This window comes from Streptomyces albireticuli (genome assembly GCF_021228125.1).
GTDB lineage: Bacteria > Actinomycetota > Actinomycetes > Streptomycetales > Streptomycetaceae > Streptomyces > Streptomyces albireticuli.
In genome coordinates, this window is record NZ_JAJQQS010000013.1 from 154,261 (window position 1) to 170,138 (window position 15,878).

The 15,878-nt window shown below is 73.2% G+C and carries 16 protein-coding genes; 5 read left to right on the forward strand and 11 right to left on the reverse strand.

Annotated features, from left to right (window positions below):
• Positions 1-6 precede the first annotated feature (6 nt).
• Positions 7-2,334 carry an MMPL family transporter gene (locus LUZ64_RS23445; protein WP_095584620.1) on the reverse strand — a complete coding sequence of 776 codons (2,328 nt, stop codon included), beginning with the start codon at positions 2,332-2,334 and terminating at the stop codon, positions 7-9.
• 391 nt (positions 2,335-2,725) lie between these two features.
• The gene (locus tag LUZ64_RS23450; RefSeq protein ID WP_095584619.1) at positions 2,726-3,853 is read right to left on the reverse strand and encodes an alkene reductase; all 1,128 of its coding nucleotides are present in this window, start codon (positions 3,851-3,853) and stop codon (positions 2,726-2,728) included.
• 65 nt (positions 3,854-3,918) lie between these two features.
• Here LUZ64_RS23450 and LUZ64_RS23455 point away from each other — a divergent pair, with 65 nt between their 5' ends.
• Positions 3,919-4,317 carry a MerR family transcriptional regulator gene (locus LUZ64_RS23455; RefSeq protein WP_095584618.1) on the forward strand — a complete coding sequence of 133 codons (399 nt, stop codon included), beginning with the start codon at positions 3,919-3,921 and terminating at the stop codon, positions 4,315-4,317.
• An 86-nt stretch (positions 4,318-4,403) separates the two neighbouring features.
• Here LUZ64_RS23455 and LUZ64_RS23460 read toward each other — a convergent pair whose 3' ends face one another.
• The 4 genes from LUZ64_RS23460 to LUZ64_RS23475 form a co-directional block, all read right to left on the reverse strand.
• On the reverse strand, positions 4,404-5,006 hold the full coding sequence (locus LUZ64_RS23460) for an RICIN domain-containing protein (protein WP_232390343.1): 603 nt from the start codon (positions 5,004-5,006) through the stop codon (positions 4,404-4,406).
• 169 nt (positions 5,007-5,175) lie between these two features.
• Positions 5,176-5,748: a YceI family protein gene (locus LUZ64_RS23465; RefSeq protein WP_095584616.1), complete on the reverse strand. Its 573-nt coding sequence runs from the start codon at positions 5,746-5,748 to the stop codon at positions 5,176-5,178.
• An 82-nt stretch (positions 5,749-5,830) separates the two neighbouring features.
• Entirely contained in the window at positions 5,831-6,094 is a 264-nt protein-coding gene (locus LUZ64_RS23470) for a hypothetical protein (protein WP_232390344.1), read from the reverse strand.
• Positions 6,091-6,390 (reverse strand): DUF6247 family protein, encoded by a 300-nt coding sequence (locus tag LUZ64_RS23475; RefSeq protein WP_107426706.1) that lies wholly within the window; start codon positions 6,388-6,390, stop codon positions 6,091-6,093. The genes LUZ64_RS23470 and LUZ64_RS23475 overlap by 4 nt, the downstream gene beginning before the upstream one ends.
• 252 nt (positions 6,391-6,642) lie before the next feature.
• Between LUZ64_RS23475 and LUZ64_RS23480 the strand changes: the two genes are divergently transcribed.
• Positions 6,643-7,572, forward strand: coding sequence for a hypothetical protein (locus LUZ64_RS23480; RefSeq protein ID WP_095584615.1), 930 nt, complete (start codon positions 6,643-6,645; stop codon positions 7,570-7,572).
• On the opposite strand, the gene LUZ64_RS23485 is transcribed toward LUZ64_RS23480, so the two are convergent.
• The 3 genes from LUZ64_RS23485 to LUZ64_RS23495 all read right to left on the reverse strand — a co-directional run bounded on the left by LUZ64_RS23485 (position 7,562) and on the right by LUZ64_RS23495 (position 10,967).
• A complete protein-coding gene (locus LUZ64_RS23485) occupies positions 7,562-9,679 on the reverse strand; it encodes a nuclease-related domain-containing DEAD/DEAH box helicase (RefSeq protein WP_095584614.1) in 2,118 nt (705 codons plus the stop codon). The genes LUZ64_RS23480 and LUZ64_RS23485 overlap by 11 nt on opposite strands.
• 122 nt (positions 9,680-9,801) lie before the next feature.
• Positions 9,802-10,173, reverse strand: coding sequence for a MerR family transcriptional regulator (locus LUZ64_RS23490; RefSeq protein WP_211305167.1), 372 nt, complete (start codon positions 10,171-10,173; stop codon positions 9,802-9,804).
• A gap of 26 nt (positions 10,174-10,199) precedes the next feature.
• Positions 10,200-10,967 (reverse strand): SDR family NAD(P)-dependent oxidoreductase, encoded by a 768-nt coding sequence (locus tag LUZ64_RS23495; RefSeq protein WP_095584612.1) that lies wholly within the window; start codon positions 10,965-10,967, stop codon positions 10,200-10,202.
• A gap of 393 nt (positions 10,968-11,360) precedes the next feature.
• On the opposite strand from LUZ64_RS23495, the gene LUZ64_RS23505 reads away from it, so the two are divergent.
• Complete coding sequence (locus LUZ64_RS23505; RefSeq protein ID WP_095584611.1) at positions 11,361-12,095, forward strand: DUF4097 family beta strand repeat-containing protein; 735 nt, start codon at positions 11,361-11,363, stop codon at positions 12,093-12,095.
• A 29-nt stretch (positions 12,096-12,124) separates the two neighbouring features.
• On the opposite strand, the gene LUZ64_RS23510 is transcribed toward LUZ64_RS23505, so the two are convergent.
• Entirely contained in the window at positions 12,125-12,772 is a 648-nt protein-coding gene (locus LUZ64_RS23510) for a DUF4360 domain-containing protein (protein WP_170116943.1), read from the reverse strand.
• Between the two features lie 179 nt (positions 12,773-12,951).
• Complete coding sequence (locus LUZ64_RS23515) at positions 12,952-14,484, reverse strand: serine/threonine-protein kinase (RefSeq protein ID WP_095584609.1); 1,533 nt, start codon at positions 14,482-14,484, stop codon at positions 12,952-12,954.
• 443 nt (positions 14,485-14,927) lie between these two features.
• Between LUZ64_RS23515 and LUZ64_RS23520 the strand changes: the two genes are divergently transcribed.
• Together LUZ64_RS23520 and LUZ64_RS23525 are read left to right on the forward strand one after the other, a co-directional pair.
• Complete coding sequence (locus LUZ64_RS23520) at positions 14,928-15,494, forward strand: hypothetical protein (RefSeq protein WP_095584608.1); 567 nt, start codon at positions 14,928-14,930, stop codon at positions 15,492-15,494.
• Complete coding sequence (locus LUZ64_RS23525) at positions 15,491-15,862, forward strand: peptidase inhibitor family I36 protein (RefSeq protein WP_095584607.1); 372 nt, start codon at positions 15,491-15,493, stop codon at positions 15,860-15,862. The genes LUZ64_RS23520 and LUZ64_RS23525 overlap by 4 nt, the downstream gene beginning before the upstream one ends.
• The last annotated feature ends 16 nt before the right edge of the window (positions 15,863-15,878 follow it).

The following is a 15,878-nucleotide window of genomic DNA, read 5'->3' on the forward strand; positions in this document are numbered from 1 at the left end:
GGCTCCCTACGGTTCCGCGTCCGTCCCCTCCGCGTCGACGCGCGGCAGCACCCGTTCCAGCCAGGGCGGGGCCCACCAGGCGGACCTGCCGAGCAGGGTCATCACCGCGGGCACGAGCAGCAGGCGTACGACCGTGGCGTCGATGAGCACGCTCACGGCCAGGCCCACGGCGAGCATCTTCACCACGATGTTCTCGCTGACGATGAAGGCGGCGAAGACGCTGACCATGATGAGGGCCGCGCAGGTGATGACCCGGGCCGTGATCTCCAGGGCGTGCGCGACGCTGTCCTTCGCGTCCCCCGTGCGCAGCCACGCCTCGTGGATGCGGGAGAGCAGGAAGATCTCGTAGTCCATGCTCAGTCCGAAGACGATGGCGAACATCATCATCGGTACGTAGCTCTCGATCGGGACGGTGCCGGAGACTCCCAGGGCCGGGCCGCCCCAGCCCCACTGGAAGACGGCGACGACCACGCCGTAGGAGGCGGCGATGGACAGGAGGTTGAGGGCCGCCGCCTTGAGGGCCACCAGGATTCCATGGAAGACCACGAGGATGAGCAGGAACGCCAGGGCGACGACGGCGGCGATGATCAAGGGGAGGCGCGCGGCGAGCATGCCGACGAAGTCGGCCTGGGTTGCGGTCGTCCCGGTCACATAGCCGCGGGCGGCGGTGCCGGAGACCGCCTTGGGCAGCGTGTCGTTCTTGAGGCGGTTCACGAGGCCGGTCGTCGCGGCGTCCTGGGGCGCGGTCGCGGAGAACGCGGTGGCGACGAGGACGTCGCCGTCGGGCGTCGGCCGGAGCGGGGTGACGGAGGCCGCCCCGGGCGGGTCCGCCAGGGCCTCGGCGGCCGTGCCGGCCAGCGCGGGGCGGTCGGCGGCGGGTACCCGGCTCTGGTCGATGACGAGCGTCAGCGGACCGTTGGCGCCGGGGCCGAAGGCCCGCGAGGTCAGGTCGTAGGCGCGGCGGTCGGTGAAGCTCTCGGGGTCGGCGCCGTCCCCGATGTGGCCGAGCCGGATGAACAGCAGCGGGACGGAGAGCACGGCGATGACCAGGACGCCGGCGGCCAGGAACCACCAGGGTCCGCGCTCGACCCGTCGCGCGTACCGGTGCCAGGGTCCGGGCGCGGCCGGGCCGGGCCGGGCGGTGACAGGGCCGCCGGCTTCCGTCTTCCCTTCCGGGCTTCCTGCCCGGCGTCCGTCCGGGCTTCCTTCCGCGACGGGGGTGCGTACGCGCAGCCGGTCGACGCGCGTGCCGACGAGTCCGAGCAGGGCGGGTACGAGCGTGAGGGCGCCCAGGACCGCGGAGACCACCGTGACGGCGGCCGCCACGCCGAGCTTGCCGATGAAGGAGACGCCGGAGACCCACAGCCCCATCAGGGCGACGATGACGGTGCACCCCGAGACCAGTACGGCGCGGCCGCTGGTGGCCATGGCCAGACCCGCGCTCCGCGCCGGGTCCATGCCGTCCATGACGTGCTGGCGGTGGCGGGTGAGCAGGAACAGGGCGTAGTCGATGCCCACGCCCAGCCCGATCATCGTGGCCAGCGTCGGCGAGACGGTGGCGAAGGTGAAGGCCGCCGCCAGCAGTGCCAGGGCGCTCAGGCCGATGACGACGCCGGCGAGGGCGGTCACCAGCGGCAGACCGGCGGCCAGGACACTGCCGAAACCGATCAGCAGGACCACGATCGCCACCGCGAAGCCGATGATCTCGCTGGTCCTGTCGTTCGGCTGGGGCCGGGCGAGCTCGCCCAGCGGCCCGCCGTACTCCACCTGGACCCCGGCCTCGCGCAAGGGCCGTACGGCGCGGTCGACGCCGTCGAGGTACGAGGCCCCCAGGGTCGAGGGCGGGGTGTCGAGGCGCACGGTGATGTAGGCGGTCTTCCCGTCACCGGACAGCGGGCCGGTGTTCGGACCGCCGGAGGGCTTCTGTCCGGTGGTCGCGCCGGGCGGCGGCAGGGGGTTCTGGACGGACAGCACGTGCGGCAGCTTCCGCAGGTCGGCGACGGCCCGGGAGACCTGGTCCCCGAAGCGGGTCAGCGGTGCGGAGCCGTCGTGGAGAACCACCTGCCCGCTGAAGCCGCCGGCCGCCGGGTCGTGGGCCTTGAGGACGTCGGCGCCGTCCTGCGACTGGGTGGCGGGCAGCGTGAAGTCGTCGGAGTACTCCCCGCCGAAGGTCCGTTCAAGGGCATGTGTGCCGCCCAGGCAGACGAGCCACAGGGCGATGACCACGAGGAAGTGCCGGGCACACCAGTGTCCCGTCCGCCCCAGCCATCCCGCCGGGGGCCCGGACGAGCCGCGCGGGGCGGCGTCCGACGGCGGAGGAGGTCGCGAGGTCACACCGCCATTGGAAACCGGACGGCTCCGCTCGGCACGCCGCCGGGGAGGAACGGGTGAACGTCGCCGGCGCGGGATCCCGGGCCGTCACCACGCGGCCGGGCCGCCGGTGGCCGGTGCGGACGCCGTCGTCCGGTGACACCGGCCGGATCGCGGTCGGCGTCACCGGACATACGGCGGCGAAGGCGACCGCGCTTTGAGGGCGCCGGGCTCCGGGCGGGTCCGGCCCGCGCACGGCCGGCGTCGACGACCGGCGAGGTGCCCGAGACGGTGCCGCCCGCCGCAGCCGCCCCCGTCGCCTGGGACTCGCGCTCGGCCGCCTGGACGCGCCGGTTCCTCACGTCTCACGGCCCTGGAGGCACTGGCCGCCGGGCCTTGACCGGTCCGCCGCCGGTCACGGTCGCGCTCCGGCGAGCTCGGGCGTCCCGGCCAGCGTGGGGTAGTCGGTGTATCCGGTCTCCCCGCCCACGTACATCATGTGCCGGTCACGCACCTGGTTGAGCGGTGCGTCGACGCGCAGGCGTTCGACCAGGTCGGGGTTGGCCAGGAACGCGCGGCCCAGGGAGATCAGGTCGGCGCCCGCGGCGAGCAGCCGCTCGCCCTCGCGCTTGCCGCCGTCGGCGGGCAGGGGCTCCGCCCAGGGCAGCGCCGGGTTGGCCATCAGGGTGCCCGGCCAGGACTTCCGGATCCGCTGGAAGAGGGGCTGGTCCGGGTCGGCGGTCACGAGGTGGAGGTAGGCCAGGCCGGTGTCCGCCAGTGCCTCGACGAGCGCGGGGTAGATGCTCCCGGTGTCGCCCTCCTCGATGCCGTTGACGGTGTTTCCCGGGGAGATGCGCAGGCCCACCCGCTCGGGGCCGACGGCCTCGGCGACCGCCCGTACCACCTCGACGGCGAACCGGATGCGGCCGGCGACCGAGCCGCCGTAGGCGTCGGTGCGGTGGTTGGTGTTCCGGGCCATGAACTGGTGCAGGAGATGGCCGTTGGCGGCGTGCACCTCGACTCCGGCGAAGCCGGCGTCGACGGCGTTGCGGGCGGCGGAGGCGAAGTCCGCCACGGTGGCGCGGATGTCGTCGAGGGTCATCTCCCGGGGCACGACGGAGTCCTGACGGCCGCTGGGCGTGTGGATCGTCTCCGGGAGCGGTACCGGCGACGGCGCGACCGGTGTCAGCCCGCTGTTGTCGGGGTGGCCGACGCGGCCGCCGTGCTGGAGTTGCAGGAACATCCGGCCGCCCGCGGCCCGCACCGCGTCGGTGACCCGGCGCCAGCCGGCCACATGTGCCTCGTTGTGGATCGCGGGGATGTTGGGGTAGGTCTGCCCGACGGCGTTCGGGGTGGCGGCCTCGGCGATGATCAGGCCGGCGGACGCGCGCTGTGCGTAGTACGTCGCCATGATCGGCTGGGGGACACCGTCCGCGCCGGCCCGGTTGCGGGTCAGCGGTGCCATCACCAGGCGGTTGGCCAGGGGCAGAGCGCCGAGGCTGGTGGGTTCGAAGAGGCGGGAGAGTGCTGCTGTGTTCGTCATGCCGGTACCGTAGGAGTTGACACTGGTGTCAGGTTCAAGTCCCGTCATGGCATGCGAGGTGGGGAATGCGGATCGGCGAGCTGGCTCGGCGCAGCGGGGTGAGCGAGCGTTCGTTGCGCTATTACGAGACGCAGGGGCTGCTGCGGGCGGAGCGCACCCCGGGCGGCCAGCGGCAGTACGGCGAGTGGGCGGTCGACAGGGTCGTCCGCGTTCAGGCGCTCTACGCCGCCGGGCTCAACAGCAAGAAGATCGCGCGGTTGCTCCCCTGTATGCGGGACGCGGACGGCGGTCCTTCCGAGAAGGCCACGCCGCTGCTGGTCACCGAGCTCACCACGGAACGGGACCGCATCAACCGGATGATCACCGATCTGGTCCGCTCCCGCGAGGTCCTGGACGAGGCCATCACCACGGCGTCGGCGGGCATGGAGACCTCCGCCGCCTCCGCCGTCCCCGCGCTCCGCTGAGTCCGGCCGCGGGCCGCTCCCGCGGGCGCCGGTGACCGTTCGCGGCCGGAACGCGGGGCGCCCGGCGGCCGGGCGCCCCACCGTCCTCAGACGGCGTCGACGCGCCACCACTGCTGGGACTGGAAGTTCTTCTCCCACAGCTGCGCCCACGCGCCGTCGCCGGGCACGTTGTTGTCCCTGTCCAGGACGGTGTTGCCGTTGTTGAAGAACCGGCCGTTGTAGACGGCCAGGTCACCGGCGAACGTGTACCACTGCTGCTGGGAGGAGCCGTTGCACTCCCACAGCTGCGCCTTGGTGCCGTTGCGGCCGGCGCCGTTGGTGTCGGCGTCGAGGCACATGCCGCGGAAGCGGGTGCTCTCCAGCGCGCCGCTCTCCCAGGAGATCCACGCCTGCTGGGCGCTGAGGTTGCACTTCCACACCTGGACCTTGGTGCCGTTGCCGCCCGCGTTGGCGTCCGCGTCGAGGCACTGCCCCGGGGTCGGCCCGTAGAGGCTGGCGATCCTGACGACCCCGGCCCGGATCCCCTGTCCGAGGGTGCGGGCGCCTTCGGGCGCCGTGGGGAGCGGGGCCGCGGTGGTGGTACGCCCGTGCGGCGCCGCAGGGGTCAGGGGCGTGGCCGTGGCGAGCCCTGTGCCGGTGAGCAGCGCCGAGGTCAGCGCGATACCGATCACGAGATGTCTGTGAGGCATGGACGGTCCCTTCCTGGGTCCGTAACAGGCGCACGTCATGTCGCGGTCATGACTAGTCGGACGGGCGGCACTCGTCCATACGCGGAACCGGCCACGCCGCGCGTACACCCGGCGGCAAGGGCATGTACCCCCGCCTGGCGGGGGCGGCGGAGGCTCCCGGCCGCCCGCGTCACGCGGGGGCGGTGTCGCTCTCCAGGACGGCCTCGACGTCGACGGTGACGTCGATCATGTCGCTGACGACGACACCGCCCCGGTCGACCACGTCGTTCCAGCTCACCCCGAAGTCCCGGCGGTCGATGCGGGTCGTCGCGGTAAAGCCGGCCCTGCGCCGGGGGCCGGCGTCGCGGCCGTCCTCCCACCACGGGGTGTCCCACTGCCCCAGGTAGGTGACGTCGAACGTCACGGGACGGGTCACCCCCCGGATGGTGAGGTCCCCGGTGACCTCGAACTCCGTCGCGCTCGCCTGATGGACGCGCGTCCCGGTGAAGGTCCAGGCCGGGTGGTGCTCGCAGTCGAAGAAGTCCGCGCTCCGGAGGTGCGCGTCGCGCTGCTCCTGACCCGTGTACACCTCGCTCGCGTCGGCCACGGCCTCCACGCGGGCGTTCTCCGGCTCGTCGGGATCGACCTCCAGCGAGCCGCGCACGTTCTTCAGCTGCCCGCGCACGTAGGTGACCATCATGTGCCGGGCGCGGAATTCGGCGCCGGTGTGGCCGGGTTCGAAGAACCATCTGGTGGTGCCCATGGGGCCTCCCGGGCAGGGCCTCGGCTTTGGGTCTGCGCCCCTTCCGCCAGGATAGGCCGTGCCGGGGCGGGTCGCCCGCCCGTCAGCCGAGCCAGACGAGGTCGATGACGTACAGGCGCCGGCCGGCGCGGTTGATGAAGTAGACGAGGGTCAGCGGGCCGACGGAGGCCGCGCGGATGTCCTCGCCCTCGGCGTCGGCGATGTCCCACTGGGCGAATCCCCACGGCGCCCTGGCCGCGATGCCCGCCATGTCGCGGACCATCTCCTGGGCGTGGGCGGGCAGGGCGGCGAGAGCCTTCACGACCGGCGGCGAGAGGCGCACCGGCCATGCCCCGCCGTCCGTCACGGGCGGGTCCCCAGGACCTGGTCCAGGTCCACGCCGTCCGCGTCGTCCAGCCCCGCGTCGATGAACGCGCCGACGGCCGGGGCGGTGTCGAGGCGGGCCTGCCAGGCCCGGACGACCTCGTGCAGCGGTGTCAGGGTGTACGTCACCCGCGAGTCGTCCAGCGCCTTCCCCCAGTCCCGCTCGAACGCCGGCTCCCACTGGGCCGCGCGGCCGTGGGCGCGGATGCGGGCGAGGAGCCGCGCGGCGGCGGCCGGGGCGGGCGGTGGAGCCGGCACCTGGCCGGGCTGAGCGCTCATGCGTGGCCTCCAGACGGGTATCCCCGGCCACGGTACCGCCGGGGTCCCGCGCGCACGGACCCGTACGAACCCGTGCGCGAATCCGGCGAACCGGTGTGCGGGAGACCGGGGGCCCGGTCCGACGCGCCACTCCCCCATCCCCGCCTCACCCGTTCAGCCCATTGCACCTCATTTGATGGTATTGCCAGTATGTGGAGTCCACATCGGTCCGAGCCGCCCGACGCCGCTCGACGGAACCGAAGGAGCGGTGTGATGCTGCGAGTCGAAGTCGATATCTTCTCCGGGCGCCCGAACCCCGCCTGGATCATCACCGACGAAGACGCGGTCCGTACGCTCCTGTCCGAGGTGGCCGATGCCGCCGAGGACGTCGTGGGACTGCCCGGCGAGGGGTTCGACGGCCTCGGGTACCGCGAAGTGGTGCTGTCCGCCGTCAGCGACGACCAGGTCTGGCCCGGCTCCGTGCCCCGCGAGTTCGCCCTGGGCACCACCGGCGCCCGCGACGTCGCCCGTTCCACGGAGCTGGCCCGCCGGGTGGTCTCCGGGATGACCCGGCACGCGGGCACGTCGCTGCGCGAACACGGGCTCACACCCGTCGACGAGCACATGCGCGACCTCGTCCTGCGGGAGATCGACCGCTTCGCCGACGCTCCTCCGCCCTTCTTCCGGGCCCCGCGCCTCCCCTCCCACCCGTCGGTCGGGACGGCTCCGTCCGAAGACGCCGAATCCGCCGCCGTCTGCCTCGTCGAACTGGGCAATTACAACCCCGCGTTCTGGAACCGCCCCGAAGTGCAGCCCAACAACAACTGCTACAACTACGCGGGCGACAGGCGCACCGACACCTTCGCCCAGCCGGGCCGCGCCCACGGCTCCGAGTTCCGCGCCCACACCTGTCCCGACGTCACCAACGCCATGTTCGTCGACGGCCTGGTGCGCAGCACCCAGTGTCTGCCGGACAGCGAGAACCCGCGGTGGCTGCTGGCCATGGTCATCTGGCCGGGCACGGACTTCCATTTCTTCCGGAAGCACCAGGAGCTGTTCTGGGGACACAAGCCGGGACGCGACACCGCCCGCAATTACGACAACAGCGGTGTGCGCATCAGCGACCCGCAGACCGCGAATCGCGGCCCCTACAGCGATTTCTGCGGCTTCTTCCACATGGGCCGTTCCGTCGTCATCCGGTGAGTCGTTCCCCCCGCCCATGGGGACGGCCGAACGAGCCCAGCCACAGGGTGTCCCTGGCCCGGGTCATGGCGACGAAGAGCTGGCTGCGGTGGAGTTCACGGCGTTCGCGGGCGACGCCGTCATCGGTGCCGTCACCGGGGGCGGTGGCCGGGGCGTCGTGGTCGGGCAGGTGCACGTGCTTGAACTCCAGGCCCTTGGCCCGGTGGTAGCTGCCCAGTTTGACGCCGGGCACCGGGTGGCCGTCGTACTGCTCCAAGGTGATCGCGGGTATGCCGGCCCGGGTGAGCAGGCGCCGGTAGCGCTCCCGCTCGGCCCCGGTGCGGCAGAGCACCGCCGAGTCGGGCCACGCCCCGGGGCCCAGGGCGCGCAGGGCGGCGAGGAGGGCCTCGTCGTGCTCGGCCCGGGTCGGCGCGGTGACCCTGGTGACCCGGCCGCCGTCGCCGTAGGTGAGGTCGACGTCGCGGCGTCCGGCCGTCGGGGTGCCGTCGATGTCGTCGAAGGAGTCGTCGGCGACGACGGCGAGCGCGGCGTCGAGGATCTCCTTCGCGTTGCGGTAGTTCCGGCGCAGCACCTGGCCGCGGCCGCGGACGTCGATGCCCGCGTCGGAGAGGCGGAATCCGCCCGGGTAGACGGCCTGCTGACCGTCCCCGACGAGCAGCAGGCCGTTGGCCGCGTCGCCGACGAGCGCGTGGAGCAGGCGCACGCCGACGAAGGTGAGGTCCTGCACCTCGTCGACGACGACCGAGGCGTACGGGGTGGCGCCGGGGTGCGCGAGGGCCTCGTCGAGTGCGAGGGAGAGGATGTCGTTGAAGTCGTGCACTCCTTTGGCGACGCGGTTGCGCTCGTACTCCTGGTACAGCGCCCACACGGCCTCGCGGTGGGTCCGGCGCAGGGTGGTGCGGCGGCGTTCGCGCCGCAGGGGCGGCGCGTACTGCTCGAAGGACGTGATGCCGCGGCCCTTGATGACGTAGTCGATCTCCTCCTGCCAGTACCCGGGTGCGGGGTCGAGGGTTTCGAGGACCGTGCGGCGGCCGTGGCTCTGCCAGGCGCGGCTGAACGCGTCGACGGCCTTGGCGTGGTCCAGCCGCGTCGTGACACCCCTGTCGCGGAGGAACCGGCCCGCCCACGCGTGCAGGCTGTGGAAGTCGACCCGGTCGGCGACGGCCGGCGCCATCGCCTTGAGGAACGTGCCCTGTACGCGGGGCAGGTTGTTGGCGAACGTCACGTAGAGGATCCGGCCGGAGGTGCGGCGGGCGAGGTACGCGGCGCGGTGGAGGGCGACGACCGTCTTGCCGGTCCCCGCGGGGCCGCTGACGCGCGCCGGGCCGGACCAGTCGCGGCGTACGAGGGCCAGTTGGTCGGGGTGGAGGAAGGTCATCCACTGTTCGATCGGGGCGCTGCGGGCGGCTTCCACGGCCGCGTTCCGTATCCCCTCCACGTCGAAGAGCGCGTCGTCGGGCACGGACGCGGCGGTGGCCGGCGGGGCCGTCGTGCCGGTGCGGGCCGAGGTGTCCTCGTAGGCGGGGAACGCGCTCTCCAGGTGGTCGGCGACGGCCTTCACCTCGAAGGGGCGCAGCCTGGTGCGTTCGGCCATGAGTGCCGGGGTCACCTCGCGTTCCCCGAGGAGCCGTACGGCGCCGAGCGCGGTGTCCAGGGACCGGCCCGCGAAGACCATGAGGGGCTGGACGGCCACGGGTGAGAGGTTCCGCGCGGAGACGGCGTTCTCGGCGAGCCTGGTCACCTTGAGCAGCTTGCCGATCTCGCGGTCGCACACGCGGCCGCCGGCCGTCAGGTGTCCGTCGGCGGTCTCGGGGGCGTGTCGCCAGTTCTTGACGTCGATGACGAACACGCCGCCGGGGCCGACTAGCAGCATGTCGACGTTGGCCGCCCGGGTGCCGGGCCAGCGCCGGTCGAGGAGCAGCCGCCACCCGCGCCGGGTGAGGATGTGCAGCTTCGCGGCGACCTTGCGTTCGCCCTCGCTGGCCGCTTCCCAGTTGCGGACCTCCCATTGGGCGGCCCTGAGCTGCTCGCGCAGCTCACGTTCGTGCCGCCGGGCCTCCTGTGCCCTCTTCCACGCCGATCCCCCCGCACCGGTCCCCGTGCTCATGTCCGCCCCCTCGCCGCCCCCGTACGTAAAGTAATGATCGCATAACGCATCGGAGTGGACTGGAGGGTGCGGACTCGCTCATGGAACTCGTTCGCCCGAAGCCCCGCGTCGTCGGCGGCCGGTCAGGCCGCCGGGCGGATCCCGCCGCCGGTCGTCCGTCGCAGCGCCGCTTCCAGGCGGTCGCGGGCCTCGGTCTGGGCGGCGATCCGTTCGTTGAGCACCGCCAGGCGTTCCCGCGCGACCCGCAGGCCCTTGTCCGACGGGGGTGCGGCGGCCATGTCGCCGTCCAGGCAGGGCAGGAAGGCACGCACGTCGTCGAGGGTGAGTCCGGCGGCCAGCAGGTAGCGGATGTTGCGGACCCGCACCACTGTCCGCTCGTCGTAGACGCGGTAGCCGTTGGAGGCGCGATCGGAGGAGATCAGCCCCGCCTGTTCGTAGTGCCGCAACGCCCGGGCGGTCGTCCCCACCGCCGTGGCCAGCTCGCCTATTCTCACCTGTCGCACCTCACGGGCCACTCCTATCACGCCACGACCGCCCCGCCGTCGACCGGGAGCACCGCCCCGGTGACGAACGACGCGCCGGGCGAGGCGAGCTGGGCGATCGCCCAGGCGACCTCCTCGGGCCGGCCGACGCGACCGAGCGGGGTGTGCGCCAACTGCCACTCCCGCACCTCGGCCATGCGCTCCGGGGTCAGGCCCTGGTGTGCGCCGATCGGGGTGTCGATCGCCCCGGGGGCCACCGCGACCACGCGGATGCCGCGAGGCGCCAGCTCGACCGCCCAACTGCGGGTCAGCAGTTCCAGCGCGGTCTTGGTCGCGGCGTAGAGCGAGCTGCCGGGCCAGGCCCGCTGGCCCACCGAGGTGCTCACGTTGACGATCACGCCGCCGGAGGTCTCCAGGAGCGGGAGCGCGGCCTGGGCCAGCAGGACGGGTGCGATCAGGTTGGTGCCGAGCTGAGCCGTGATCACCTCGGGCGTCAGCGTGCCGAGGGCGCCGCCGCGCACGATGCCGGCGTTGTTGACGAGCACGTCCAGCCGGCCGTGTGCCTCCCGCACGGCCCGGACGATCCGGTCGGGCCCGCCCTCGGCGGTGATGTCGGCGGGCAGCGGGGTGATGCGGTCGTACCCCTCGGCGGTCTCCCGGAGCGGTTCGGGCCGCCGCCCGATCGCCACCACATGGGCGCCCTGGGCGGCGAAGGCGCGGGCGGTGGCCCGGCCGATACCGGTGCCGGCTCCGGTGACGGCGACGACCCTGCTGTGGTGCTGTGCGGTGCTGTTCATGCCGGTCATCGTGCAACCCTGCCGCCAGCGGCAAGGTCAAACGGCTCCGGACGAACCACCCGGTGAGACGCTCCTGGCACACACTTCCCTCAGCGCGCTCGGGTGGGTGTCCGGCAACGCTCCCGCCGTCGTCATGGCGCTGCCGCCGAGGCCCGGCGTTCCCGCCGGCCGACGCCGTCGCGTACGCGGAGGGGTGGCCGGCCGCGCACCGGCCGGGTACGCCTTCCGCCTGAACGCGCCGCCGTGACGGCCGCCGGACCCGCGTCTTCGCGGTGAGCGCGCCTGCCGCATACGGGGGTTTACCCCATGGTGACGCTCGCGGGCGGGCGCATAACCTCGTCGAGGCCGCCGTCGGGGAAGTGTCCGGTGGCTCCTCGTCTTTCAGGAATGGTGGATAAGTTCATGCGCGCGCGTCCTATGCGTCTCCTCACTGCCGTCGTGACGGCCGGAATCGCCGTCGGCGGCCTCAGCGCCTGCGGCCTGACCAGGGAGAACTTCGAGGACGACACCACGCTGTCGCAGAAGGTCACCTCGGTGCGGCTGGCCACGGGCTCCGGCGGGGTGGTCCTGCGGGGCAAGGAGGGCGCCACCGAGGTGAAGGTGCACCGTTACGTGGAGTACGGCGGTGACCGCCCGGAAGGCGCGACGCACCGCGTCGAGAACGGTGTGCTGGTCCTCGACGACTGCGGCAAGGACTGCTCGGTGGCCTACACCGTCGAACTCCCGGCGGGGCTGCCGGTGACGGGCGGGACCTCCAGCGGCGCGGTCAAACTGGCCGGCACGGGCGCGGTGAAGGTGACGACCGACTCCGGGGCGATCGATCTGTTCGACGTCAAGGGCGCGGTCGACGTACAGGCGGACAGCGGCGCGATCACGGGGCGCGGGCTCAAGGGCGGGCCCGTCGAGGCCCGGGCCGACAGCGGAGCCGTCACCCTGACGCTCGCCTCGCCCCAGGACGTACGGGCGGAGGCCGACAGCGGTGCGGTCACCCTGACCACGCCCAGCAGCGGCCGTTACCGGGTGACCGCCGAGACCGACAGCGGCGGCAAGGACATCGCCGTGTCCGACGACCCGTCGGGCACGCACCGCCTCAGGCTCCGGACGGACAGTGGGGCCATCAAGGTCAAGAGCTCCTGAGGCGCCCGGCCGCGGGGGGCGGTCCCGGCTCAGGCCGCGGGGCAGCGTTTCCAAGCGAGGTGGTAGACGGTCTCGGCGCCCGAGGGCGTCGAGCCGTAGGTGAGGAAGCTGCGGGTCGTCGAGGTGTCGGAGGTGCCGGCTTCGACCCGTAGCGCGATGTTGAGGTTGAGGGCGCGGTTCTCGCCGCACGGTGCGTAGAGGAGGGCCGAGTCGAAGATGACGTCGGCCTCCTTCCAGCCGCCTTGGAACGGGCCGGCGAAGGGGTGGGTCACGGAGGACTTCCCCGGCGTGCCCTGGAAGTAGTTCTCCACTCTCACCTGGCCCCTGGCTCCCTTCTCCAGCGAGCCGTGGCCTTCGTAGTCCGTCCCCGCGATCGCGTACGTGTAACCCGTCGGGACGCGGACGCTCAGGGCGATCTGGCAGTTGCGGTGGGACTCGTCAGGCTTCGATCCGACGCCCACCCGAGAGGTGAACTCACCGGAGAAGAGGCTGAACTCAGTGCGGTCACCCGAGAGCGCCACCGATGTCCAGTGCGAGCCGCAGGCTCCGGAGACCGTGGCCAGTTCGAGGGAGACCCCGTCCGGCGGAGGGGTCTCGCCCGGGGTGGCCGGGGCGGGTGACAGGGTGGCGGCCACGAGGGCCGCGGCGGTACCGGCGATCAGCACGGGAGTGAACAAGGGAGACCCCTTTCCGACGCTGTTCCGTTCTTCCGCTGTGCCGAAGGGCTGCCGCGCGGCATCCATGCCACCACCGCGCGCGGGGCGTGTACAGGCCGGATTCCGGGTCAAGTGCCGTACCGGACACGGCTGGGACCGGCCGCACGGCACCCCCGGTGGGGAACCCGGCGGACGTGCGGTCAGGCGCGGACGCAGCGGCCTCCCGGGCTGGACGCCGGGGGGCGGCACTGGAGCCCGAAGTCGTCCGCGCTCAGGCTCAGATAGCGGCCGATGCACGCGTTCGCCGAGGTCAGGCCCCGCGCGTCGCAGAAGGAAAGGGCCGCGCGGCCGTCGCTGAACGGGCCGGGAGCGTAGATCACCCAGTAGCCCGGGCGCAGCGAGGCGTAGTCGTCGCTGCGGAGGTAGGTCGCCTCGGGCACGGTCCGCCGTACGGTGGCGAGCCGCCGGTCGCGTACGGCGGTGCCGGTGCCGAGGGGTTCGGAGAAGAGCTGGGCGATCCAGCGGCCCCCCGGCGGGGCCGGTACGGAGGTCCGCGGCGCGGTGGACGTGGCGGGCTCCTCGCCGGGGGTCCGCCGGGGTGCGGGGTTCCGCTGCCCGGCGGGGGACGGTGGTGTCGTGGCGGCCGGTGTCCTCGTGGCGGAGGGTGCCGGTGGCGCGGCGGAGGGGCCCGTGCCGGCGGCCGCCCGATCGTCCCCGCGGTCGCGCAGGGTGAGGACGAGGGCGGTCGTCGCGGCGATGACCAGGACCGCGGCCAGGGCGAGGACGACCGCCGTCCGGCCGTGCCGCCGGGGGTGCCCGGGTGCCGGAACGGGCCGTGGGCCGTCGAGCCGGGTGGGCGCGGGCGATACGGGCCCCGGGGGTGCCGGGGACGCCGGTGCGGTGATCGTCGGCTGCGCCCACCGAGGTGCCGTGCCCGACTCGGCCTGTGCCAGCATGGCGTCGAGCCGTGCGGCGTCGGGGCGGGCGGCCGGGTCCCGTACGAGCAGTGCCTGGAGGACGGGGGCGAGCGGCCCGGAGCGCACGGGCGGTGGAACGGGGTCGTCGAGCACGGCCGCCAGGGTGGCCAGGGTCGTGGACCGGCGCAGCGGGCTGACGCCTTCCCCGCACACGTACAGCACGAGGCCGAGGGACCAGAGGTCGGAGGCCGGGTCGTCGTCCTGGCCGCGGACGCGCTCGGGGGCGATGTACTCGGGTGAGCCGATGAGTTCGCCGGTGGCGGTGAGGGAGGTGGCGCCGCTCAGCGCCGCGATGCCGAAGTCGGTGAGGACGGCGGTGCCGTCGGCGCGCAGCAGGATGTTGGCGGGTTTGACGTCCCGGTGCCGGATGCCCGCGGTGTGCGCCGCCCGCAGGGCGGAGAGCACCTGGCGGCCGATGCGCGCGGTTTCCGCCGGGGGCAGGGGGCCGGTGCCGAGCCGCTCCTGGAGGGAGGTGCCGCCGACGAGTTCCATCACGATCCACGGATGGGGTTCCGCGTCCACGATGTGATGGATCGTCACGACATGGGGGTGGCTGAGGCGGGCGAGGGCCCGGGCTTCCCGCAGTACGCGTGCGCGTGTGTCACGGGAGGGCTCGGTGTCGGACCGGACGGCCTTGAGGGCGACTTCGCGGTCCAGCATCGTGTCCCGGGCCCGCCACACCGTGCCCATGCCCCCGGCGCCGAGCCGCGCGATCAGCTCGAACCGGCCGTCGACCATGTCCCCCGGTACGTTCATGGCCGCCAGGCTAGACCGGGGACGGCCGGCCCGGCAGGCGTCCGGAGGTATCGGACCGGCCTCGGGGGCCGGCCGTGCCGACACGTCCTGTCCCGGACGGCACGGAAGGGCCCGGAGTGCCCGAGGAGCACGAAAAGGCGCTATCGCACATCCTGACTCTATAGTCACCTTTGCGGGTGATAGGGCGCATGGCTCCGTCCCGGGTGGGGAGAGTGGCCGTGCACAGGTCGATCACCGCCTCCCGGGGGACCCTCCGCACATGCGCCAACCCGCCACCGTCTCCGCCACGTTCACCGCGGTTCTCACCACCGCCCTGATCCCGTCGGCCGCCCGGGGTACGCCCGGGGGCGAGGCCGTACCACCGGGGCGGGGGCGTCGTCGGCCCGGGCTCCGCCGGCCGGCTCCGGGAGACGTCCGGGGGCGCGAGCGGGGCTGATCCGCACATGCGTCCTCGCACCCGGCCGGCCGTGCCGCCGGCCGCCGTCCCGCACCTGACCGGCCTCGTCCTGGCCGGCTTCCTCCTGACCGGGTTCCTGCTGACCGGTTGCGCGGGGCCGACCCCGCGGCCCGCTCCGGACGAGGTGGTCAAGGCCGCCACGCAACGCCTGACCGACGCCTGCCTCACACGCCAGGGCCTCGCACCGCCGCGTCCGGGACAGAGCCCGCCGCCGGCGGCCGGGCAGCGGCGGGTGAACGCCGCGCTGTTCGGAACGGGCCGGCCGGAGCTCTCCGTCGCCCTGCCCACCGGTTACGTCGTGCGCGCCCACACCGACGGCTGCCTGGCCGCGGCCCAGCGACGGCTCTACGGCGACCAGCGCCGCTGGTTCCGCACCTCGACGATCGTCAACAACCTCCGGCCCGAGGCCGAGCACACCCACCGCAGCCTCACCGAGGTCCGTGCCCTGCGCGGCGCCGAGATCGCCGAATGGCGGCGGCTGCGCGCGCACGCCCTCTCCGAAGCCACCGCCCTTCTCGAAGAACCACTACCCACGGGAGAACCACGCTCATGAAGCGCTTCACCGCCGCCCTCGCGGCCACCCTGATCTCCACCGGCGCCCTCCTGGCGACTTCGGCCACCGTCGAGGCGGCGGACTGCCGCAGCGGCTACTTCTGCGTCTGGACGAACGCGAATTTCGACGGCATGAAGATCGAGCACAGCGGCGACGACCACTGGTGGGAGGGCGACATGTTCAAGCACGACTCCTCCTGGGCGAACCACGGTGTGTCCGGGCCGGGCGTCAAGGACCATGTGAAGGTCTACGAGGGCCGCAAGCTGCTGGGGCATGTCAACCTCTGTCTGGCGCCGGGCCAGGAGGTCGGCTACAAGGGGGACGCCAACGACAAGGGCGGCTCCCACACCTGGGCCTCCAAGTGCTGAGCGCGGTCTGAGACCG

Excerpts from the sequence above, each read along its gene's own strand:
- LUZ64_RS23515 (WP_095584609.1), bottom strand. The coding sequence starts at position 14,484 with ATGAACGTACCGGGGGACATGGTCGACGGCCGGTTCGAGCTGATCGCG.
- LUZ64_RS23495 (WP_095584612.1), bottom strand. The coding sequence starts at position 10,967 with ATGACCGGCATGAACAGCACCGCACAGCACCACAGCAGGGTCGTCGCC.
- LUZ64_RS23475 (WP_107426706.1), bottom strand. The coding sequence starts at position 6,390 with ATGAGCGCTCAGCCCGGCCAGGTGCCGGCTCCACCGCCCGCCCCGGCC.
- LUZ64_RS23460 (WP_232390343.1), bottom strand. The coding sequence starts at position 5,006 with ATGCCTCACAGACATCTCGTGATCGGTATCGCGCTGACCTCGGCGCTG.
- LUZ64_RS23480 (WP_095584615.1), top strand. The coding sequence starts at position 6,643 with ATGCTGCGAGTCGAAGTCGATATCTTCTCCGGGCGCCCGAACCCCGCC.
- LUZ64_RS23465 (WP_095584616.1), bottom strand. The coding sequence starts at position 5,748 with ATGGGCACCACCAGATGGTTCTTCGAACCCGGCCACACCGGCGCCGAA.
- LUZ64_RS23485 (WP_095584614.1), bottom strand. The coding sequence starts at position 9,679 with ATGAGCACGGGGACCGGTGCGGGGGGATCGGCGTGGAAGAGGGCACAG.
- LUZ64_RS23520 (WP_095584608.1), top strand. The coding sequence starts at position 14,928 with ATGCGTCCTCGCACCCGGCCGGCCGTGCCGCCGGCCGCCGTCCCGCAC.
- LUZ64_RS23450 (WP_095584619.1), bottom strand. The coding sequence starts at position 3,853 with ATGACGAACACAGCAGCACTCTCCCGCCTCTTCGAACCCACCAGCCTC.
- LUZ64_RS23505 (WP_095584611.1), top strand. The coding sequence starts at position 11,361 with ATGCGCGCGCGTCCTATGCGTCTCCTCACTGCCGTCGTGACGGCCGGA.
- LUZ64_RS23455 (WP_095584618.1), top strand. The coding sequence starts at position 3,919 with ATGCGGATCGGCGAGCTGGCTCGGCGCAGCGGGGTGAGCGAGCGTTCG.
- LUZ64_RS23525 (WP_095584607.1), top strand. The coding sequence starts at position 15,491 with ATGAAGCGCTTCACCGCCGCCCTCGCGGCCACCCTGATCTCCACCGGC.